The 20,552-nt window shown below is 70.3% G+C and carries 18 protein-coding genes and 2 pseudogenes; 6 read left to right on the top strand and 14 right to left on the bottom strand.

The annotated features are described in order from the left end of the window. Positions 1-27 precede the first annotated feature (27 nt). Together ACRX5S_RS10265 and ACRX5S_RS10260 are read left to right on the top strand one after the other, a co-directional pair. Positions 28-822, top strand: coding sequence for an IclR family transcriptional regulator (locus ACRX5S_RS10265; protein ID WP_436772517.1), 795 nt, complete (start codon positions 28-30; stop codon positions 820-822). A gap of 428 nt (positions 823-1,250) precedes the next feature. Continuing rightward, positions 1,251-2,483, top strand: coding sequence for an NAD(P)/FAD-dependent oxidoreductase (locus tag ACRX5S_RS10260; protein WP_436772516.1), 1,233 nt, complete (start codon positions 1,251-1,253; stop codon positions 2,481-2,483). Positions 2,484-2,781: 298 nt separating this feature from the next. Here ACRX5S_RS10260 and ACRX5S_RS10255 read toward each other — a convergent pair whose 3' ends face one another. The 3 genes and pseudogenes from ACRX5S_RS10255 to ACRX5S_RS10245 form a co-directional block, all read right to left on the bottom strand. Further along, positions 2,782-3,036: a fumarylacetoacetate hydrolase family protein gene (locus tag ACRX5S_RS10255; protein WP_436772515.1), complete on the bottom strand. Its 255-nt coding sequence runs from the start codon at positions 3,034-3,036 to the stop codon at positions 2,782-2,784. A gap of 50 nt (positions 3,037-3,086) precedes the next feature. Next, a pseudogene (locus ACRX5S_RS10250) lies at positions 3,087-3,201 on the bottom strand (cupin domain-containing protein); the annotation flags it as partial. After that, entirely contained in the window at positions 3,200-3,727 is a 528-nt protein-coding gene (locus tag ACRX5S_RS10245) for an ATP-binding protein (protein WP_436772514.1), read from the bottom strand. The pseudogene ACRX5S_RS10250 and the gene ACRX5S_RS10245, both read right to left, overlap by 2 nt. Positions 3,728-3,926: 199 nt before the next feature. Between ACRX5S_RS10245 and ACRX5S_RS10240 the strand changes: the two genes are divergently transcribed. Next, positions 3,927-6,245: an ATP-binding protein gene (locus ACRX5S_RS10240; protein ID WP_436772513.1), complete on the top strand. Its 2,319-nt coding sequence runs from the start codon at positions 3,927-3,929 to the stop codon at positions 6,243-6,245. 175 nt (positions 6,246-6,420) lie between these two features. On the opposite strand, the gene ACRX5S_RS10235 is transcribed toward ACRX5S_RS10240, so the two are convergent. The 5 genes from ACRX5S_RS10235 to ACRX5S_RS10215 are packed head-to-tail and all read right to left on the bottom strand — an operon-like array spanning position 6,421 to position 11,810. Next, positions 6,421-8,013, bottom strand: a complete 1,593-nt coding sequence (locus ACRX5S_RS10235; protein ID WP_436772512.1) for an ABC transporter substrate-binding protein — start codon at positions 8,011-8,013, stop codon at positions 6,421-6,423. Next, the gene (locus ACRX5S_RS10230; RefSeq protein ID WP_436772511.1) at positions 8,010-8,939 is read right to left on the bottom strand and encodes an ABC transporter ATP-binding protein; all 930 of its coding nucleotides are present in this window, start codon (positions 8,937-8,939) and stop codon (positions 8,010-8,012) included. The genes ACRX5S_RS10235 and ACRX5S_RS10230 overlap by 4 nt, the downstream gene beginning before the upstream one ends. After that, entirely contained in the window at positions 8,936-9,919 is a 984-nt protein-coding gene (locus ACRX5S_RS10225) for an ABC transporter ATP-binding protein (RefSeq protein WP_436772510.1), read from the bottom strand. The genes ACRX5S_RS10230 and ACRX5S_RS10225 overlap by 4 nt, the downstream gene beginning before the upstream one ends. Further along, positions 9,916-10,824: an ABC transporter permease gene (locus ACRX5S_RS10220; RefSeq protein WP_436772509.1), complete on the bottom strand. Its 909-nt coding sequence runs from the start codon at positions 10,822-10,824 to the stop codon at positions 9,916-9,918. Before ACRX5S_RS10220 ends, ACRX5S_RS10225 begins: the two co-directional genes overlap by 4 nt. Before the next feature lie 41 nt (positions 10,825-10,865). Continuing rightward, positions 10,866-11,810, bottom strand: coding sequence for an ABC transporter permease (locus tag ACRX5S_RS10215; protein ID WP_436772508.1), 945 nt, complete (start codon positions 11,808-11,810; stop codon positions 10,866-10,868). A gap of 253 nt (positions 11,811-12,063) precedes the next feature. On the opposite strand from ACRX5S_RS10215, the gene ACRX5S_RS10210 reads away from it, so the two are divergent. Further along, positions 12,064-12,651, top strand: a complete 588-nt coding sequence (locus ACRX5S_RS10210; protein ID WP_436772507.1) for a cysteine hydrolase family protein — start codon at positions 12,064-12,066, stop codon at positions 12,649-12,651. 427 nt (positions 12,652-13,078) lie between these two features. On the opposite strand, the gene ACRX5S_RS10205 is transcribed toward ACRX5S_RS10210, so the two are convergent. The 4 genes from ACRX5S_RS10205 to ACRX5S_RS10190 form a co-directional block, all read right to left on the bottom strand. Continuing rightward, complete coding sequence (locus ACRX5S_RS10205) at positions 13,079-14,401, bottom strand: FUSC family protein (protein WP_436772506.1); 1,323 nt, start codon at positions 14,399-14,401, stop codon at positions 13,079-13,081. Between the two features lie 96 nt (positions 14,402-14,497). Then, positions 14,498-14,815: a YciI family protein gene (locus ACRX5S_RS10200; protein ID WP_436772505.1), complete on the bottom strand. Its 318-nt coding sequence runs from the start codon at positions 14,813-14,815 to the stop codon at positions 14,498-14,500. A 597-nt stretch (positions 14,816-15,412) separates the two neighbouring features. Beyond that, a complete protein-coding gene (locus tag ACRX5S_RS10195) occupies positions 15,413-16,330 on the bottom strand; it encodes an LLM class F420-dependent oxidoreductase (RefSeq protein ID WP_436772504.1) in 918 nt (305 codons plus the stop codon). A 43-nt stretch (positions 16,331-16,373) separates the two neighbouring features. Then, positions 16,374-17,426 (bottom strand): FAD-dependent oxidoreductase, encoded by a 1,053-nt coding sequence (locus tag ACRX5S_RS10190; protein ID WP_436772503.1) that lies wholly within the window; start codon positions 17,424-17,426, stop codon positions 16,374-16,376. A gap of 269 nt (positions 17,427-17,695) precedes the next feature. On the opposite strand from ACRX5S_RS10190, the gene ACRX5S_RS10185 reads away from it, so the two are divergent. Both ACRX5S_RS10185 and ACRX5S_RS10180 read left to right on the top strand, forming a co-directional pair. Further along, positions 17,696-18,304 carry a TetR/AcrR family transcriptional regulator gene (locus ACRX5S_RS10185; protein ID WP_436772502.1) on the top strand — a complete coding sequence of 203 codons (609 nt, stop codon included), beginning with the start codon at positions 17,696-17,698 and terminating at the stop codon, positions 18,302-18,304. 47 nt (positions 18,305-18,351) lie between these two features. After that, positions 18,352-18,514, top strand: a pseudogene (locus tag ACRX5S_RS10180) (IS481 family transposase); the annotation flags it as partial. A gap of 27 nt (positions 18,515-18,541) precedes the next feature. On the opposite strand, the gene ACRX5S_RS10175 reads toward ACRX5S_RS10180, so the two are convergent. Together ACRX5S_RS10175 and ACRX5S_RS10170 are read right to left on the bottom strand one after the other, a co-directional pair. After that, positions 18,542-19,552 (bottom strand): EamA family transporter, encoded by a 1,011-nt coding sequence (locus ACRX5S_RS10175; RefSeq protein ID WP_436772501.1) that lies wholly within the window; start codon positions 19,550-19,552, stop codon positions 18,542-18,544. A gap of 126 nt (positions 19,553-19,678) precedes the next feature. After that, positions 19,679-20,296: a TetR/AcrR family transcriptional regulator gene (locus ACRX5S_RS10170; protein WP_436772500.1), complete on the bottom strand. Its 618-nt coding sequence runs from the start codon at positions 20,294-20,296 to the stop codon at positions 19,679-19,681. Positions 20,297-20,552: the final 256 nt, after the last annotated feature.

Genomic DNA, 20,552 nt, shown 5'->3' with positions numbered 1-20,552 from the left:
TCCCAGATCGGGTTTAGCCTTTCTGCTATGAGGAACAGGCCCCCGTACCCGCTCGCCTCGGTCGACAACGCCTTGCGCCTGGTCGAGATTCTTCGCGACCGCGGTCGCATTCGAGTGAGTGAAGCCGCCGAGGAACTGGGAATCGGCCGTTCGACGGCCCACCGGCTGCTCGCAATGCTCGCCTACCGTGATTTCGCCGCGCAGGACGATGACCGCGGCTACGTGCCGGGCCGGGCAATGACCACGCCCATTGGAATCGCCACGCAGACGACGCAGTTGTTTCGGCGCACGCTGTTGCCACACCTGGACGCCTTGTGCGATCAGGTCGGGGAGACCGTGAACCTGATGGTCAGAGTCGGCACCCAGACACGCTTCCTCGCAACTGTCGAGTCCACTCAGGTATTGCATGTGGGCGACCGCCAAGGCACCATCCTGCCCGCCCACCAGACGTCAGGCGGCAAGGCGTTGCTGGCCGCGTTGCCCGTCGCCGAGCTGTACCGGCTGTACGCGCTGCCATCCCCCAACGCCGGTGACACGGACAGGACTTCGGATCCGGGATCGGTATGCCTGGCCGCAGGCCGTTTCGAGCGCCTCCTGCACGAACTGGAAGGCGTGCGCAAGAGCGGATACGCCCTGAACATGGAAGCCACCGAAGCCGGCGTCCGCGCGATCGGACGACGTGTTGTGGCTCGTTCCCTCGACACCGTCGGCGCGGTCTCCATCGCGGCGCCGACGACCCGCATGCCGAAGAGCCGGATCCCCGAACTGGCCGATGCGCTGCGCCGCATGGCCGACCGCGCCCAGGCGGACTTCGAGCGCTAGACCACAAACCTTCACCGGTTCTCGCCGCCCGGCACCACGCCTCGCGGCGTTGCAGGACCTCGCGAGTACGACCGAGTACGAGCTTCGGCCCTGCGCCTGGCGATGCACGGCACCGAACGACGAGAACCGGCAAACCTTTGCGGCCACCGCACTTGACTCCGAGCCGTCGGCGCTCCGAGGACCGAACACGCCGCCGTTGAACGGTAGTTGCGTGTCCGAACGGGTGCCCCTCCTCGCACCCGGCCGGTGCCGTCCCACGTCGGCGGGCCATCCGCCATTCCCCATAGCAGAACGTGTCATATCCGGCACCGCACCAGACCTAGGGTTTCGACCAGCCATCGCTGCGCCGCCGTCGGCCCCTGGATCGAATCCTGGGAAGACCCGCTCGCGTGGGCGCAGATCGGAACCGCAGCGCACCGAGGAGCATCATGTCCCAACTTGTTGTCATCGGCGGAGGCTTCGCGGGGGTCTGGAGCGCCGTCTCCGCGGCGCGGCTCCGCGCCGAGGCCGGCGCCGACGAGGGAGACCTCACCATCACCCTGGTTTCTCCCGAACCGGACCTGGTGATCCGCCCGCGGCTCTACGAGGACGAACCCGCAAAGATGCGCGTGGCGCTCGCCGACATCCTGGGACCCGTGGATGCCCACCATCTCCCCGCCCGGGTCCAGTCCGTAGACGTGGGGCGCCGGACCGTCACCGTGCGGCGCTCCGACGGCACGGAGGCGACACAGGCATACGACAAGCTGATCGTCGCATGCGGAAGTGCGCTCGTGCGTCCCGCACTTCGCGGGGCCGACCATCTGTTCGACGTCGACACCCTCCCCGCCGCCGCGCGTCTGCACGACCACATCCGGCAACTCCCGCAGCAGCCCGCGGATGAGGGCCGGTTCACCGCCGTCGTGATCGGCGCCGGATTCACCGGCCTTGAGGTCGCGACGGAGCTCGTCGCCCGTCTCCGGGCAGTCGCAGCCTCGCCGGACCAGGTGCGTGTGGTTCTGGTGGACCGTGCCTCCGTCGTCGGTCCCGAACTGGGCACGGGGCCGCGACCGGTCATAGAACGTGCTCTCGCCGAACTGTCCATCGAGACGGTGCTCAACGCCACCGTGCAGTACGTCACCCGCACCGAGGTCGCGCTGTCCGACGGCACGATGATCCCCGCCTCCACCGTGGTCTGGACCGCGGGCATGCTGGCGAGCGAGCTGACCTCGCAGATCCCCGCCCGTCGTGACCACCTCGGACGGCTTCAGGTCGACAAGCAGTTGCGCGTCGTCGGCGTCTCCGATGTCTACGCCGCGGGAGACACCGCAGCCGTCGAGATCGAACCAGGGTTCTACGCCATGCAGAGCTGCCAGCACGCGCACGCGATGGGCAAGCACGCCGGTCACAACGCCGCCGCGGTCATGCTGGGCCTCCCTCGGGCGGCGACGGATTTCGCGCCGGTGCCGTACGTCACCTGCCTCGATCTGGGCGGGGCCGGCGCGGTGTTCACCTCTGGATGGGAACGCACCGTGGCGATGACCGGGCAGGAGGCCAAGGAACTCAAGACCCAGATCAACCGGAAGCTCATCTACCCGCCCGCCGGAGACCGCAAGGCCCTGTTCGCGGGCGTGGACCACCTCACCGACGATCGCCGGGCCTCCCTGGTCATGGGAACCGCATAGCCAACAGGACGACTTCGCCGGAATCCACCCGGCGCGGGGAACGGGTCGCATGCGCAGACCACCTGCATGCGACCCCAACTCCTGTGTCGCCCAGTCAACCGGCCGCGCGCACAGCCGCGGCCGGCGCGGGGTGCGCACGCGACGCACATCGCGCCGCCGTCCCCCGGTCCGCTGCTCCGTCGAGGCCGTTCGGCGACTCGAAAACGGCCGCCTGTTTCCGCAATTCGACGTGCGCGCGACTTCGACGTGCGCGCGACGGAGCGCAGGCCATCGGGTGCGGTCACCACACTTGCCTCGTTCACGGCACGGGACGCCAGCGTGACTCGGCCGCCGTGGATGTGCTCGTACGCGATTGTCCGAGCGTCGGTGGCAAGCTCGGCGCCGACCCGACGACGACCACCAACTCCACTTCCCGGTCGAGCGCTTGGGTCTCGGGTGGCCCGACGATGTCGTCGCCGGCGCCGACAAGGGTGCCCGCGACCTCGGTGACGAGTGTGGGGTGGGCCGGCGGTGCACGTGGCAATCCTCGATGTGGTGAAGATGGTGCCCACATCGGCATACCCGAGCTCGACCAGCGGCTCTCCGTGCGAGTCGCAACTAGTTGGCGGACCAGAGTGTGGGGGTTGGGAACGGGCGACCGCCGAGACCCGGGCTCGCCGGCGCCATCGGCCGACGCTCCCCCGCCGCGCCCGACCGGCACGATCCGGCGGGCTCGTTCACGCGACGCTCCGCTGCAACGCGAGGCTTCGGCGCTCGTCGGCACCGGTGCAACGGCACTCGTGCCCGGAGCTCCCGACCCGGGAGCTGAGACCGGTGGGTGCAGGCACGGCAAACCAAACGGTCTTGCCGGTTGCGTCCGGGTGGGTTCCCCACGCCGTCGCGAACCCGTCGAGCAGCCCCAGGCCGCGGCCGCTCTCGTCGTCTCCGCGGGCCGTGCGCCGCACAGGCGGTCTCGGATCCGGGTCGCTTACCTCGACCACGAGTTGTCCGGAACAGACATATGCGGCCAGCGCCACGTTGGGCGGCCCTCCGCGGGGTGGCCGGGCGTGTTTGCTGACGTTCGCCAGCAGTTCTCCGGCGAGCAGCGAGGCGAGTTGCGTCGCGTCGTCGTCCACATGCGCGCGGAGCCATGCCACCAGCTCATGGCGCAGTTCGTGCGCGGACCGATCGTCCAGCGCCACGACGGCCGCGTGCAGCTTGCAGTTCACCTGGCTCGACCACTGGGTGCCGTTGTCGGCGTTCATGCGTCCCACCTCCATGGATTCCGGCTTCTGACCTCTCCAATGTGGCCTTGGTGAAGGTACGAGCACATCCGGCGCATTACGTACGTGACTACGCATGTGCGCGCCGTCCCGACCACGGCGCGGAACCGTCGTATCGTGGAAGTGGACGTCGCGTCGGCGACGCCTGCTGCCTGCGTCTGCACGGAAGGGGTGAGCCGCCGTGGCGGCCACGAGCGGGCGGGAGCGACGACGGGGAAACCTGCCCGCGGACGTCACCGAATTCATCGGCCGCCGCGCGGAGCTCGCCCACGCACGCCAGTCCCTCACCCAAACGCGGATGCTGACGTTGGTCGGCCCCGGCGGCGTCGGAAAAACGCGGCTCGGATTGACGATCGCCGCGGAGTCGGGGCGCGCGTTTCAGGACGGAGTGTGGCTCGTCGAGCTCGCCTCGCTCAACGATGGCGCGCTGCTGGCCCGCACGGTGGCCGCTGCCATGGGAATGCAGGACGCGACCCCTGGCGCGGGCGCGGCGGCGCTGAGAGAGCACCTGGCCCACAAACACGTGCTGCTCGTCCTGGACAACTGCGAACACCTCCTCCAAGAGTGCGCGGTGCTGGCGACCGACCTCCTGCGCGACCTGCCAGGGGTACGCCTGCTCGCCACCAGCCGCCAGCCGTTGGGCATCACGGGCGAGCGCGTCATGCCGGTTCCGCCGCTGTCGCTGCCCTCGAACGGCGACCCCACATCCCGCAGCGAAGCCGTGGACCTCTTCGAGGCACGGGCGGCGGCGGTTCAACCGGAGTTCCGCGTCACCACCCGCAACCGCGACACCGTCCTGGGCGTGTGCCGGCGGCTCGACGGCATCCCCTTGGCGATCGAACTGGCCGCGGTTCGCCTGCGGGCACTCAGCCTGGATGACCTGCACGCCCGACTGGACGACCGCTTCGCCCTCCTGACCACGGGAAGCCGAACGGCGACCAGCCGTCAGCAGACCCTGCGTGCGGCAGTGGACTGGAGCTACGACCTGTGCACGCCCCGGGAACGGCTCTTCTGGGCGCATGCGTCGGTGTTCAGCGGCGATTTCGACCTCGACGCGGCGCAGTCCGTCTGTGCCGGGGACGGGATCGAAGAGCAGCAGACCCTGGAACTCGTGGCGTCGCTCATCGACCAGTCGATCCTGCTGCGCCTACCGGATCCCGCGCCGCACGCCCGGTACCGGATGCTGGAGACGCTCCGGCAGTACGGTCTGGAGCGATTGGTCGAGACGGGAAGAGACCGATGGCAACGGGGCAGGCACCGGGACTACTACATGGATGTTGCCGCCACGGCCGAACGGGAGTTCCCCGGTCCCGGCCAAGTCCGGTGGCACCAGCGATTGCGGGCGGAGCTTCCCGACATCCGGTCCGCCATCGACTTCAGCCTCGAATCCCCGAGCGCCTCCGGGGACGCCCTGGCATTCGCCGCGTCCATCAAGGACTACTGGCTCGGCTTGGCGCTGGGAGAGGCGGGCCACTGGCTGGGCAGGGGTTTGGAAGCACACCCCACTGGCGACGCCGTCCGCGTCAAGGGCCTGTGGGCCGCGGCGTGGGTGGCGTCCCTCCAGGGCGACCTGGCCGCGGCGACCGAAATGCTGAGCGAAGCCCAGGTCATCGCCGAAACAACGCATGACGTGCCGGGCCAGGCCCACGTCGCTCGGGTATCCGGCATCACCGCCTTGTACCACGGCGACGCAGCGCGTGCCCGTCCGCTCCTGGCAGAGGCACTGCGCGGCCATCGCACGGCCGGTGACGACGGCGCGATTGTCCTCACCCTCTTCTACCTGGGCTTGGAGGCGTCCTGGCGCGGCGACGACGAGGCTCGCGACTTCTGCGAACAGGCGTTGGCGATCTGCGACCGCAGGGGCATGGCTTGGTCAAAGGCATATCTGTTGTGGCTCGCAGGCTACGAAGAATGGCGGCGGCGCCTACTCCCGCGCGCGGCAGAACTCGTCACCGAAAGCCTCAAATCGCACAGGACCGTCCAGGACCGGCGAGGCTATGCCCTGGGCACCGAGGCTCTCGCCTGGATCTCGACGGCTCAAGGAGACCACGAGCGCGGGGCCCGGCTCCTGGGGTGCGCCCGATCGCTCTGGACCCTCACGCGTACGTCCCTGGCCGGCCTCACGCATCTCATCGGCTACCACCAAGACTGCGAGAGCGAACTGCGCAAAGCCCTGGGGGATGCCAGGTTCACGGAGATCTATCGCTCGGGAACGCACATGTCCGCGGGTGAGGCAGTCGCCTATGCCTTGCGAGAAGGGCCCGTCCGTGGCGGGCCGGAGCCTGCTGAGCAGAGCAGACACACGCCTCTGACCCGGCGGGAGACTCAGATCGCCGCTCTCGTGGCGGAGGGAAAGAGCAATCGGGAGATCGCGGAGCAGTTGGTCATCTCCCCGCGCACGGCCGAGACACACGTCGAACACATCCTGACCAAGCTGGGATTCACCTCGCGAACCCAGGTGGCATCGTGGATCGCCTCGACGACCGAACACGAGGGCTGACGACTCTCTCGGGCGCCGGGGGTCAACCACCACGGCCGATCACTCCAGAGCCGGAGCGCCGGAGGTCAACCACCACGGCCGACATGGTCGGCTTCGGCGGGTCGCCCTGCCCAGGCCCGCTGCGTCGAGGGTCGCACCACGAGTTTCGGCGCGAGAGCCACGCGAGAACGCGTATTCAGTTCACCGTCACGGTCGTCAGGTCCACGAACCACGACTGCGGTTCGACGAAGCCGTGCACGTTGGCTGCCAGGGCCCGGGGGTTGCGGTCGTTGACCACGACCAGCCACGCCGCGTCACGGTCGAGGATGCGTGCGACGGACGCGTAAACTCGCGCGCGTTCCTCGGGGTCGAACGTCGCGGACGCGGTGCCGAGGAGCCTGTCGACCTCGGGGTTCTTGTAGCGGCCGACGTTGAGCGGGCTGTTGCTGTTGAAGACGGTGCCCCACATGAGTTCCTGGACGAACGTGAGAGACATGTTCAGGGCGTTCGCGTCGTCGGGAATGCGTCCGCTCAGGAACGCGGCGAGCAGTGCGGCCCATTCGATCGGCTTGAGTTCGACGCGGATCCCGACGGCCGCGAGGTCACTGCGCAGCGCTTCGTTCATGGCACCGGGGTACATGTTCCCGGAGCCGCCCGTCGGATAGGAGACGGACATCGAAAACCCGTGCGGGTATCCGGCTTCGGCCAGCAGTGCCTTCGCCTGGGCGGGGTCGTACGTGAACGCGTCGTTTTCCGGCTCGTGCGCGGTGCTGGCGCGAGGCGCGAGTTGCCGGGCCGCGTCCGCCGTGCCGCGCAACAGTGCGCTGGTCATCTGGTCGCGGTTGATCGCCAGGTTCATCGCGCGGCGCACTCGAGGGTCCTTCAACGGGCCGTGCGTAGTGTCCAGAATCCAAGGCCAGACGTGGTCGTAGGCGTTGGCGAAGGTCTGATAACCGAGGTCGCGCAGCGGCGGGACGTTGTCCGGACTGGGGGCTTCGATCCAGTTCACCTCGCCGGCGCGCAATGCGGCGACCCTCGCGAGTTCGTCGGGCATGGGACGCAGGACGAGGCGGGAGAGCTTGGGAGCGCCGCGCCAGTATTCGGGGTTGGCGTCGAGGATCAGCTCCTGGCCGCGTTTCACGGAGTGGAACTTGAACGGCCCCGTGCCGACCGGATGCGCGGCGAAACCCGGGTTGCCGTGTTCGCGCACCGCGGTCGGGGAGGCCATGAAGACGGTGGTGAGATCGCCGGGCAGGTGTGACCAGGGCCCGTTGGTCTCGATGCGGACCGTGTGACTGTCGATTTTGGTGTACGCCTTGATGCCGGAGACCGACAGGGTCGACTGGCCGGCAAGCTGCGGGTAGTAGTGCGGGCTCTCCTTGTTGATGTGACGGTCGAAGTTGAAGACGACGGCGTCGGCGTCGAAGGGCGTTCCGTCGGTGAAGGTGACGCCGTGCCGGAGCCGGAAGATCCACGCGGTTCCCGACGGTTCGAGTTCCCAGGATTCGGCGAGGCCGGGAACGACGGACGGGGCGGCGTCGCCCCGCGACAGGTCGTACCGCGTCAGGCCGTCGTAGATCTGGAACCCGACGAAACGCAGGCCCTCGTAGCCCTGGTTGAACGACAGCGCGGAGTCGAGATGGGGGATCTCGCTCGCTGTCATCGCGACCGTGAGCACGCCTGGGCGCCCCGAGGACGACGCCCCGGTCTCGGCGCACGCCGAGGTGAACGTGGCCGCCGCGGCGAGGGTCAGGGCGAGCACGAGGGAGCGGATGCGGTGGCGTCTCATGAGCTCACTTCCTTCAAGCACGCGACCAGGTGCCCGGCCTCGGTGGGTGACAGGTCCGGACGCCTGGTGGTGCAGCCCTGATCGGCAGACGGGCAGCGCTGATGGAAGGAGCAGCCCGGCGGCGACGCGGTCGGCGACGGAGGATCGCCACGCAGGAGCGCGCTGTCGGAGGTGGCGGGACTTCCGGAGGCCAGCAGCGCACGGGTGTAGGGGTGGCGCGGGGTGCGCCACAGGTCCTCGGTTGGTGCCTCCTCCACGATGCGGCCGGAGTACATCACGGCGACGCGGTCCGCCACATGCTCGACGACGGACAGGTCGTGGCTGATGAAGACGTAGGCGACACCCAGCTCGCTCTGGAGGTCGGCCATCAGGTTGAGGACCTGGGCCTGCACACTCTTGTCCAGGGCGCTGACCGGTTCGTCGCAGACGACCAGGTCCGGACGTGAGACCAAAGCGCGTGCGATGGCCACTCGCTGGAGTTGGCCGCCCGAGAGCTCATGGGGGTAGGCGGCGTCGTAGCCGCGGTTGATGCCGACCCGGCCGAGCAGATCGCGTACGCGGGCCGGCCGTTCACCGCGCGGGACGCCCTGGGCGCGGAGGTTGAACTCGACCGAGTCGGCGATGCGCAGCCGAGGGTTGAGGCTTGTCCGCGGGTCCTGGGGGACGACCTGGATGCGGGCACGCAGGGAACGCAGGGCGCGGCCGCGGGCTTTGGTGATGTCGGCGCCGTCGAAGGTGATGGTGCCGCTGTCCGCGTCGACCAGGCGGAGCAGCATCTTGGCGGTGGTGGACTTTCCGCAGCCCGACTCCCCCACGATGCCGAGCGTTTCTCCGCGGGCGACCGAGAAGGACACCTCGCGTACGGCCTGGACACCGCCTCGGTAGGTCTTGGTCAGACCGGCGGCGCTCAGCAGGGTGGCGGTCACGCGATGACCTCCTTGACTCTTCCGGCTGCCACCGGGCACGCGGCTGTGTGTCCAGGAGCGACCTCGACCGACGGCGGCACGGCTTCTTCGCATTGGGATCGGGCGGAGGGGCAGCGCGGCACGAAGGCGCAGCCTGCGAACTCCTGGGCGGGGACAGGAGGGCGGCCGGGCAACGTGGGGAGTTGCCCGCGGTGGGTGCCCGGGCGCGGGATGCAGGCCAGCAGTCCCGCGGTGTAGGGGTGGCTCGGTCGGGCGAGGGCGTCGCGGGTGGGTCCGTGTTCGACGATGCGTCCGGCGTACATCACCGCGACGTGTCCTCCGAGGTCGGCGGCGACGGCCACGTCGTGGGTGACGACGACCAGGGCGGTGCCGAGCCGCTCGCGGAGATCGACGAACAGGGCGAGTATCTGCGCCTGGACGCTGACGTCGAGGGCGGAGGTGGGTTCGTCGGCGATGAGCACGTCGGGTTCGCAGGCCACGGCGAGGGCGATGACGACGCGCTGGCGCATGCCGCCGGACAGCTCGTGTGGACGACGGCGCACGGCGTTCTCGGGGTCCGGTATGCCGACCGTGCGCAGGAGTTCGACGGTGCGGCGCCGGGCCTCCCGGCGCGACGCGGCCATGCCGTGGACGCGCAGCACTTCACGGATCTGGGAGCCGACGGACCGCATCGGGTCGAGGGCTCCGGCCGGGTCCTGGGGGACGAGGCTCATGCGGCGGCCCAGCAGACCCCTGGTCGGCGTGCCGAGGATTTCGGCGCCGTTCAGTCGGACGCTGCCGGTGTGGGAGGCGCGCCGACCGTACAAGCCGAGGATCGAGCGGACGGTGACGGACTTGCCGCTGCCGCTTTCGCCGAGGATGACGAGAGTGCCGCCGGCGGCGACGTCGAAGGAGACGTCGTGCACGACGCTGCGGGTACCGCCGCGGCGAGCGAAAGAGGTCGACAGGTGCTCGACGCTCAGCACGGGTGTGCCGGTCATGCGAAGACCTCCTTGCGGACGTCGAGGTGGTCCCGGAGGGCGTCCCCGAGGGCGTTGAAGGTGACCGAGGCGAGAAGGATGGCTGCGGCGGGCACCAGGGACAGCGCCGGTTCGGCGAAGACGTAGTTGCGCAGATCGCCGACCATCAGGCCCCATTCGGCGTTCGGCGGGGCGACGCCGAGACCCAGGAAGGACAGGCCGGCCGCAAAGACGACGGCCATGCCGGCCAGCGTCGTGCAGTACACGACGATCACCGGCAGGAGGTTGGGCATCACCTGCCGCAGGGCGATGGTTGCGCGTCCGGCTCCGGAGGCGAAGGCGCTGTCCATGAAGTTCATCCCGGTCAAGCGCACCGTCTCTGCTTCGGCGACGCGGGCCACGGGAGGAATCAGCACGATGGAGAGCGCGATGACGGCGTTTGCGACTCCGCTGCCGAGGGCCGCCGAGATGGCGATGGCCAACAGGATGGCGGGGAACGCGTACAGGACGTCGAGCCCGCGCATGACCAGTGTGTGGACGGTGCGCCGCGCCATTCCTGCCGCGACGCCGAGCGCGGTGCCCAGCACGCCGGCGACGAGCACTGGTACCAGCCCCGCAACCAGACTGGGGCGGGCGCCGGCGACGACGCGTGCCAAGACGTCGCGGCCCTGACCGTCGGTGCCCAGCCAGTGGCCGTCTTCACCGATGCCTCGGAGGCGGCTTTCCACGTGGCTGGTGTGGGTGTCGCCCACCAGCCACGGCCCGATGGCTGCGACGAGGACGAGCAGCGCGGCCGCGGCCCCCCAGACAAACAGAGCAGTGGGGATTCGGCGGCGACGAATCCCAGAGGCGGGTGCGCCGGCCGGCTGGGGCGAGGTCGTTGCCGGGTCCGGGTCGAGGACAGAGGTGAGGGCAAGATCGGACATGGCGGCTCTTCCGGGCGAAGGGGCGTGCCGTGACGGGGAGTTCATGCCTTGCGCAGGCGTGGGTCCAGGAGGGCGCGGGCGGCGTCCACGAGGAGGTTGGCGACCACGAGCGCGACGGCGGTGAGGAGGACGCCGGCCTGGATGACGGGCAGGTCGCGGGTCGAGATGCTTTGGTAGACCAGCAGCCCGATGCCCGGCCAGGAAAACACGGTCTCGACGAAGACGACTCCGCCGACGAGGTAGCCGAGTTGCAGCCCCGCGACGGTGAGCAGGGAGGGAACCGTGTTGTGCAGCGCGTGGGCGACGACCCGGCGCTCGGGCAGGCCCCGGGCGCGCAACGCCTCCACGAAGTCCTCGGACATGGTGTCGAGGAGGGTGGCACGGCACATCCGCGCGAGCACCCCGGCGCACACGAGTGATGCCGTCAGGGCGGGCAGAAAGGCGTGGTGGAGCAGGTCGGCGATGCCGGTCTCGCCCACCGAGTGCATGCCGCTGACGGGGAACCAGCCCGTGCGCAAGGCGAGGTAGGTCATGAACACCAGCGCCACGGAGTACTGGGGCGCGGAGACCGCGGTGACCGCGGTGGCCGAGCACAGGCGTCCGATCAGGCCGCGGGGCCGGACCGCCCCGAGGACGCCGAGACCGACCCCGAGGATTGCGGCGAACAACGCGGCCAGGCCGGTGAGCACGGCCGTGTTGACGAAGGCGTCCCAGACCAGCGGGCGGGTCTCCTGGTGGTGGGTGATGCTTTCGCCCAGGTCTCCGGTCACTGCGTGGCCGAGCCACGCGAAGTACTGTTCGTGAGCGGGCGAGTCGAGGGCAAGACGGGCTTTGAGGTCAGCCACCGCCTCGGGGGTCGCTCCCGGACCGGCCATGGCGGCGACGGGATCGCCCGGGATCAGTTTCACGGTCACGAAGACGACGACCGACACCCCGAGAAGTGTCGGCAGCATCCACACGACACGGCGCAGCAGGAACGGGATCATGAAAGCTCCCGGGAGGAATGAGCGAATCGTTGCGACTCGATCCGGGCGACGAACATAACGCCGGGTTTCCGACGGCCTTCCGGCTTTTCTGTCATGCGGAACACGCGGACGTCGCTTGAACAATGTCGGCGACACGGTGCCGCGCGTCGCGTCCTTTGACTGTTCTGCAAGGCGGAACGCCGCGAGCCCGTCCTCGCGCCCGGAGTTATGTTCTAGTGGCCAAAGGTTCGGGGGTCTTGATCAGGAGGACGCCGTGACGGCTGCTGTGCTTGTCGTCGATATGCAGAACGGCTTCTGCCGTCCTACGGGCTCTGTGGCCCGCTACGTGGGGATGCTGCCGAATATGGACGCCGTGGTGGCCGAACAGGTGGCGCTGCTGGATTCCGCGCGCGCCGCAGGGCTGCCCGTCGTCTATACCCGGCATACCTGGCGGGCCGATCTGCTGGACCTGCCGCCGAAGCTTCGTGAGCCGTTCCCGGAGGGCGTCAGCCCGATGGCGCCGTCAAGTTGGGACGTGCAGGTCCTCGATGAGCTCACCCCGGCCGACCACGATCCCGTCATCGACAAAAACCGCTTCGACGCGTTTCTCTACACGGATCTCGAAGTCGTCTTGCGGGCTTTGGGCGTCCGACAACTCCTGGTCGCCGGAGTCATGACCAACTTCTGCGTTGAATCGACGGTGCGTACCGCCAGCCAACTCGACTACGACGTCCACGTCGCCGAGGACTGCACCAGCGCGCCGCCGGACCGCCATGGTCCGGCCCTTGAGGCCATGGGCGCGTTGTTCGCCACCGTCGGCCCGTGGAAGACCGGGTTGGCCGCCTTGACCGGCACGGCCTGAGCCTGCGCAGGCCGGTGCTGAACGCACCATCGGGCGTCCGTTCAGGCGGCGGCGAACACACGCGGGTCGTCCGTCGGCTGCCCGCGTCTGGGCGGGAGATCCGCGGCGAAGACCTTGTGGAGCGTGCCGGGGCCGATGGCTCTGCCCCCCACCCGGACTCCGCGCTGCCTGCCCTTGGTCGCTTGGTCACTGCTGGTGAGTTGACCGCGCGACACCGAAGGGAACCTGACCTCACGCGAACTGAGGCCGCGGACTGCGGGTCCGGTGGGCCCGCAGGCCCATGGGCCCGAGGGCCCGTGAGCCCGTGGGCCGCGTCAGCGCGGCATTTACTGACACCGCGGCCTGCGGGTCGCGTGAGCGCGTGAGTCCTTGGACCTTTGGGCCCGTGAGCCCGTGAGCCCGTGAGCCCGTGGGCCCGTGAGCCGCGTCAGCGCGGCATGTCGCGGGCCGGTCCCCGCGCGGCCTGCCGGTCGGCCGAACTGCTCATCCGCGTGGTGCCCGGACGGTGGATGTAGCGGTTGTCCGTGCGGTTCTCGGGGCGGTTGTCGCGCACCCGGCGAAGACGCTTCAGGTGCCGGGCGGCCCGACTCTTGCTGCGGCGGGTGTGCTTGCTGGCCGCGAGCCGCGGTTCCACGCGCTTGTCGACGTCGAGCTCGTCGAGCATCTGGTCCACGCTGGCGAGCAGCGTCCCGTGCAACTCCCAGGTGTCCGGCTCGTATTCGGTCTCGGCGCGGAGCAGATGCGCGGTGTGGTCGCGGTCGGCGCGGGCCTCGGCCAGCGCGGTGGCGAGCTGCGTCTCAGCCTCCTCCGCGCGGGCGGTGACCTCGGCCGTCACCATGCGGCCGAAGTTGCCGACCGCGTCGGCGAGGTGACGCAGCAAATTGTCGAGGGATTCGGCGACGTCGGCGGGATAGACGTTCTCGTACCGCCCGGACTCCTGGGTCAGGTCGGCGAGGCCGCGGCAGACGGACCGCATGGTGACCGTGCAGTGTTCGAGCGTGTCGAGCCCGCTGCGCAACACGATCCCGGCGTGCAGGGCGTGCCGGGCAGCTCGCGGGTTGAGCCGCAGGCTCTCCTCGGCCTGCGCGAGTGCGCCGTCGACCTGGACGATGTCCCCGTCGAGTACGCGGGCCTCCTTGAGCCACTCGTCGGCGTGTTCGCGCGACGCGCCGCCGCGAAGCTCTCCACCCATGCGTGCAAGCAGGTCGCGTAGGCGGTTGCTGAGGTCTTCGATCGCCTCCCCGGCGGGCTGGACGAAGACAGGCGGGGCGTACACGAGGTTGAAGAGCATGCCGACGGCGACGCCGATCAGCGTTTCGCCGACGCGCCCGGCGGCGGTGGAGTGCGCGGCGTGCAGGCTGCCGACGCCCAGCACGAGCATCGCGCTGATCGCCACCTCCTCGACGAAGGGGTCGACGCGCAGCAAGTGTCCGGCGACGAGCGAGGCGAGGATGAGGCTGCCGAGGCTCCACCACGTGAGGTCGACCAGTTCCACGAACCCGACGGCGATGAGCACACCGATCAGGACGCTGAACATCCGGCGGACGCCGGTGGTGAGCGTCGAGTACAGGGTGACCTGGACGACAAGCAGCGCGGTCAGCGGCGCGAGCAGCGGCGCCGGGTTGCCGGACAGCCATTGGGCGACCACGAAGGCGAGCACGGCGGCGACCGTGCTGCGGAGGGTGCGCACCACGACGGGCTCGTTGCGCCGCTTGACCAGTCCGAGCACGGGTTCGGGAGCAATGGGCATAAATGCCACATCCCCGTTCAGGAGTCGCCGAACCGGGATCGGATCGATCACCTGCTCGTGGGCGGCGCGCCGGGGCGGGTGGTCCGGTTAGCCGCCTCAGTTCCTCGCCGAGGCGGTCATGCCGCGAAACGACGGGCCCACCGCGCACGGTCGGATGTCGACACTTTCCCAGACCCCGCCGGTCATGTAGGGCTCGACGGCAAGCCAGCCGTCCAGTTCGGCACGACTCGGGAAGTCCAGAACCAACATCGAACCGATCATCCGGCCCTCGTCGTCCAGGACCGCCGTGCCGAACCGCATGCGCCCGGCAGCGACCATCTCGTCACCGAGCTTGATATGCGCCTCGCGAGCCGCGAGACGCCGTCCAGCCGCCGCCTCGTCGACTCCGTCATGAGCGATCAACAGGAACTGCACGTATCCCCCACACAACCTGCCGTCGGAACCGCGGCCTGCGCTGACATGCGACCATCCTGCCACCACCGGATGGCCCCTCCCGCCCCGAGAACCGCCGAGCAGGGGCATGCCGTGGCCGCGGGGTGCTGGGCCGGCACGGTGGCCGTGGGTGGGGTTGGGCCGGCACGGTGGCCGGGGGAAGTGCTGGGCGACACGGTGGCTGTGGGGACGACAGACGCGCGGTGCGGCCGCCGGTCCGCAGAGCGCCCACACGCCTGGCAAGGGCGGCGGTCGCCCGAGGAAGCGACGGTCGACGAGCTGACCGGGGCCTGCCGCCGCAGCCCTGGGCCGCGTCGGCCGGATCCTTGCGCCGCTCACGGTCCCTGGACAGCCCGCCTCGCGGTGCCCCTGGACACCGCGCCTCGCGGCTTTGCAGCCCTTTGCGAGTACGAGCAAGTACGAGCTTCGGGCCTGCGCTTGCGCGGGCCGCCAGGCCCGGCGAGCGACGCACGGCACCACAAACCGGGAGCGGCACAAAGATCCGACGGACACGACCCAGCCTTCGCCCGGTGCGGCGAAGGCTGCCGCGGTGGTGGTTTGTTGCCGGGGTTGTGGTCGTCAGGCCAGGAGTGCCGGGGCCAGGCGGCGCCATTCTGTTCGGGGCAAGGGGGTGGCTCCTGGGGTGGTGGGGAGGATGTGGACGGCCACCTGGTCGGCGCCGGCGGAGAGGTGTTCGTGGACCCGGGCGGCCACCGCTTCTTCGTCGCCCCAGGCGACGATGGCGTCGACGAGGCGGTCGCTGCCGCCGTCGGCGAGGTCCTCGTCGGTGAAGCCCAGGCGCTTGAGGCTGTTGCGGTAGTTGGCGAGGCCGAGGTACATACCCATGGCTTCGCGGGCGAGGCCGCGTGCGGCGGCTGCGTCCGTCTCCAGGATCACCTTCTGCTCGGGTGCGAGGTAGGGGTCGGCGCCGAGCAAAGTGCGGGCCTCGGCGGTGTGCGCCGGCGTGGTGAAGTACGGGTGCGCTCCTGCGCTGCGCTCCGCGGCGAGGCGCAGCATCTTCGGGCCGAGCGCTGCGAGCACGCGCCGGTCGTCACCGATGCCGGCGGCGTCGAGCGCGTCGAGGTACGCCCGCATCGCGGCCAGCGGCGGGACGTACTCCTCGCCCTCCTGGCGCATGAACTCCTCGTGGCTGACGCCCAGTCCGAGGATGAACCGGTCCGGGTCGACCTTGTCCAGCCGGGCGAGTCCGGCCAGCGTCTCCTCGATCGGGAACATCCGGATGTTGAGGATCCCGGACGCGAACGTCAGGCGCGACGTGGCGGCCAACACCTTCTCCGCGTTCTCGAAAAGGTGGCCGGGGAACGCCCCGCCGATCCACAGCGTGGCGTAGCCCAGCGCCTCCGCCTCGGCCGCCGCCGCGCCGACGTCCGGTTCGGCGCCGAAGCGGTCGAAGCGCTCCCACAGGCCGATCCGCCCCGCGTACGCACCCGGTGCCGCCGTGTCGCCCGCGATGCCGTCCGCTGTGTTGTCCGCCATGCTGATGCCGCCTCCCGATCGATGTGCCGCATGTCCCGCGAGGCTACTCGTCGGCGGCGAACATCCGCGCGCGCCCGATCGCCGCGGCCGCCTCGCCCCCGGCCGCCACCGAGCTCAGCACGCTCTGGCCCATCGGCACGATGAGGTCGCCCGCCGCGTACAGCCCGGGCACGTTGGTGCGCCGCTCGGCGTCGACGGTGACGAATCCGCCCTTGTCGACCGCGAGCCCGAGCGTCTCGGCGAGCCGGGCCACGAGCGGGACCGGCTTCTGCTCCAGGTGCCAGACGAGCGTCTGGCGGTCGAGGGTGCGGCCGTCGTCAAGTTCGACCGTGTGCAGGGAGCCGTCGCGGTGCCGCAGCCCGGTGACGCGCGCCTCGATCAGCTCGTTGCCCGCCTCCTTGTACGCCGCCCGCACCTCGTCCAGCCGTGGCATGTCCGGCGGCACGATGCCGAGAATGTCACCCGACCAGGCGCGGAACGCCCGGGCCGTCATGATCGCGTGGTCCGGCTCGTGGGCGACGATCCCCCACCTGCGGTCCCGGTTCTCCCACCCGACGCAGAACGGGCAGTGGATCACGGTCTGCGCCCAGCACTCCGCGAACCCCGGAATATCGGGGTGCACGTCGACGACGCCGGTGGCGAGGATGACGTCCCGCGCCCACAACGTCGCCCGCCGAACCCCCGGATCGGCATCGTCCACCGCGCCGGGACGGGCGACGTCGACGAGGAAGCCCCCGCCGGGATCCACCCGTACGTCGGTGACGTCCGCTTCGCGGCGCAGCGCGAGGCCGTAGCGGTCGAGATCGGCCCAGGCGGCCCGGCGCACCTCGGCCGGCGTGCTCGTGTCGAGCCCGATGAGACCGTGGGCGCCGTGCGAAGCGGCGTTGCGCGGCGGCGCGGCGGACTCGATCACGACGCTGCGCTGCATCATCCGCGTCGCGGCGATGGCGGCACTGAGACCCGCCGGGCCGCCGCCGACGATCGCGACGTCGTAGTGGGCGTCCGGGACCACGGGACGGTCGGACGCCTCACCGCGGTCCAGCCCGCGCGGCCCTTCCGACTGCAACGGCTGCGGTTCCTGCCTGCTGGTCGCCATGGTGCTCTCCTTCGACTCACGTGTCGTGTCTCGCGTCTCGCCCAGACCGCCCGAATTATGACCACTGGTCATTTGACTGACCAAGAGTCATACTAGTGACTCACGGTCATTCGTCAACTCGCCGCGACCGCTCGTGGTGAGCGGGACGACCGACCGCCGCGCGGCCCCCGGGCGGACCCGCACCGCCAGCGGGCCCGGGCGAGGGGGTTCGGCTCAAGGCCGTGGAGCCGTGGCATGCTCGGTCGCACCGCAGTACCGAAGGAGTCCCCGTGAGTCCCAGCACCGAGCCGGACACCGCCGCCGGCCGCTTCCAGCCGCCGGACGTACGCCGCCGCCAGATCCTCACCGCGGTCGCCGACCTGCTGCTGGAGACCGGCCACGACGCGCTCACCATCAGCCGTGTCGCCGACCGGGCGGGTGTCGCCAAGGGCACCGTCTACCTCTACTTCGATTCCAAGCAGGCGCTGATCGCCGCCCTCCAGGCCGAGGTCTGGGACCGCATGCTGGAGGGGCCCGCCGCACTCCTGGACGACCCGTCGGTGGGCTGGGCCGAGCGCCTGGACGCGCTGGTCGCGGAGTGGGTGCACACCGAGCTGCGCCACCGGCGGCTCTACCACGTGCTCTTCCACGAGCTCGGCGGCGGCCCGGAACCGCTGGGCGGTGCCCGCGACCTGCTGCTGCGCCTGCTGCGCGGGGGTACGGAGGCGGGCGAGTTCACCGTCCTCGACGGGGAGTTGACCGCCGACTTCCTGCTGCACGCGTACGTCGGCCCCTGCCACCACGCCGTCGACCCCGAGGCCGGCGAGGAGCAGGTCAAGTCAGGCGTGCAGGCGCTGTTCCGCCGCGTCGTCGGCGCGGCCGACGCCCCGGCGCACTAGTGCGGTGGCCGCAAGGGTTTGCCGGTTCTCGTCGTTCGGTGCCGTGCACCCTGCTCGACGAATGGGCCTACCTGCGGCCCTATACCGGCAACCAGGAACGCGTCGACGCACTCGACCCCTTCCACCTGCAACCACCACCGCGGCCGCACCGCACTCGCAGGCAACCCACCCATCAGCCGGATATACAACGCTATGGGTCAATACACCTAGACAGCCCTCCCGCGCCGGACAGCCCTCCTAGGGCTGCGGCGGCAGGCCCCCGGTTAGCTCCTCGACCGTCGCTTCCCCGGTGGTCAATCCCTCTGAGCGTGCCGATCCCCTGTCCTCGGCCGCGTCCGGTTCGCGACCCGACGGCTCGCCTCCGGACGCCGACGAAGGCCCCGCCGACTCGGTTGTCTGGCTGATCGTCACTCCGGCGCTCGCCGCCACGACGAGCAGAATCCCGGCGACCTGGATGAGTTCCAGCGTCTGGCTCAGGACGACCAGCCCCGCCAGGGCCGCCACCGCGGGCTCCAGGCTGGCGAGCAGCCCGAAGGTCCCAGCCGACAGCCGCTTCATCGCCAGCATCTCGCACGAGTACGGCACCACGGACGACATCAGCGCCACGACGAGCCCGAATCCCAGCGCGCCCGGCTCGACCAGCGACGTCCCCGCGCCGACGACGCCGAACGGCAGCACCAGGACCGCGGCGACCGCCATCGCCAGCGCGAGCCCGTCGACGCCCTTGAACGTCCGCGCGGTCCTGGTCGCGATCATGATGTACGCCGCCCAGAACCCGGCGGCCGCGAAGACGTACGCGACACCCACGCCGTCCAGCCCCGAGAACCCGCCCTCGCCGAGCATCAGCACCCCGATCGCGGCGAGCACGATCCAGAACAGGTCGCGCAGCCGCCGTGACAGCACCACCGCGAGGCCGAGCGGCCCCAGGAACTCCAGCGTCACCGCAGGCCCGAGCGGGAGGCGCGCGATCGCCTCGTAGAAGCACAGGTTCATGCCGCCGAGCGCGACGCCCAGCCCGACGACGGTGGCCAGGTCGGCGCGCGAACGGCCGCGTACTTTGGGCCGGATCACCGCGAGCATGACCACGGCGGCGATCACCAGGCGCAGCGTGACCGCGCCCTCGGGACCGACCCGCGGGAACAGCTTGGCCGCGAAGGCCGCGCCGAACTGGATCGACGCCGCGCCGACGAGCACAAGCAGGACGGCTTGGCCGTTGGTACGCGGGTTCAGCAGGGCGCGGGAGGTCATGGCTACGACGGTACGTGCCGATCCGCGATCGGTCCGCATCACCCCGTCCGACGTATGACGGCAACGACGCCGAACGTACTCCCCGCTGCGCGTTCCGGCCAGGATCGCGCGCCCGCGGCGTCCGATCTACCCGCCGGCCCCGCTCCGCAGCCCCGCCAGCACCCGGTCCACCACCGCACCCGCCTCGCGGCGGGCGATGTCCGGGTCGTCGGCGCGCGCGGTGTACAGGCTCGCCTCGGAGATCAGCGCGGCCAGCAGGCGGGCGAGCGGGGCGACCGGCAGTTCGTCGATCTCGCCGTTCGCCATGGCCTTGCGCAGCCACTCCGCGAGCAGGCCGTGGCCGTGTTCGGCGACCAGCGTGTCCCACACGTCCTGGCCCAGCACCGCCGGGCCGTCGATGAGCACGATGCGCTGGAAGTCCCCGGTCGTGCACACGTCGAGGAACGACTGGAAGCCGTGGCGCAGTTGGTCCCACGGCTCGTCCGGCCGCTCCTGCGCGTGTCGCAGCTCGTGGCTGACCAGGGCCTCCGCGGCCTCGGCGGCGACGCTGTCCATGACCGCGCGGAAGAGTGCCTTCTTGTCCCGGAAGTGGTGGTAGAGCGCGCCGCGCGTCACCCGGGCGCGGGCGACGATCTCCTCGGTGCCGGTGCCCGTGTAGCCGCGCTCGGCGAACAGCTCGCGGGCGGCCGTCACGAGCGCGTCGCGGGTGTCGGCGACGTGCTGGGCCCGACGGGTGACTGACATACAACGCTCCCGAGACATACAGACTGCATCGCCCCAAGCCTGACATGCGGATGCCACGCTGTGACCTGCGGCGGTTCACGAAATACCCGCACGATACGAGCGCCTGGAACGCATTCCGGACCTCCCGAGGCCGCATCCCGGGCCCCGGGTACGGCGTGTCGCCCGGCCGCGAGTGGGAACAGTCCGGGCCTGGCAAGGGTTCTGGCGTATCTGCGACACGTTGGACCCGAGGTGTGACAGACGTACAACGGGTTCG

Origin of the sequence: Yinghuangia sp. YIM S09857, assembly GCF_051388915.1 — a bacterium.
Lineage (GTDB): Bacteria > Actinomycetota > Actinomycetes > Streptomycetales > Streptomycetaceae > Yinghuangia.
This window is presented reverse-complemented; position numbering and strand designations above follow the sequence as displayed.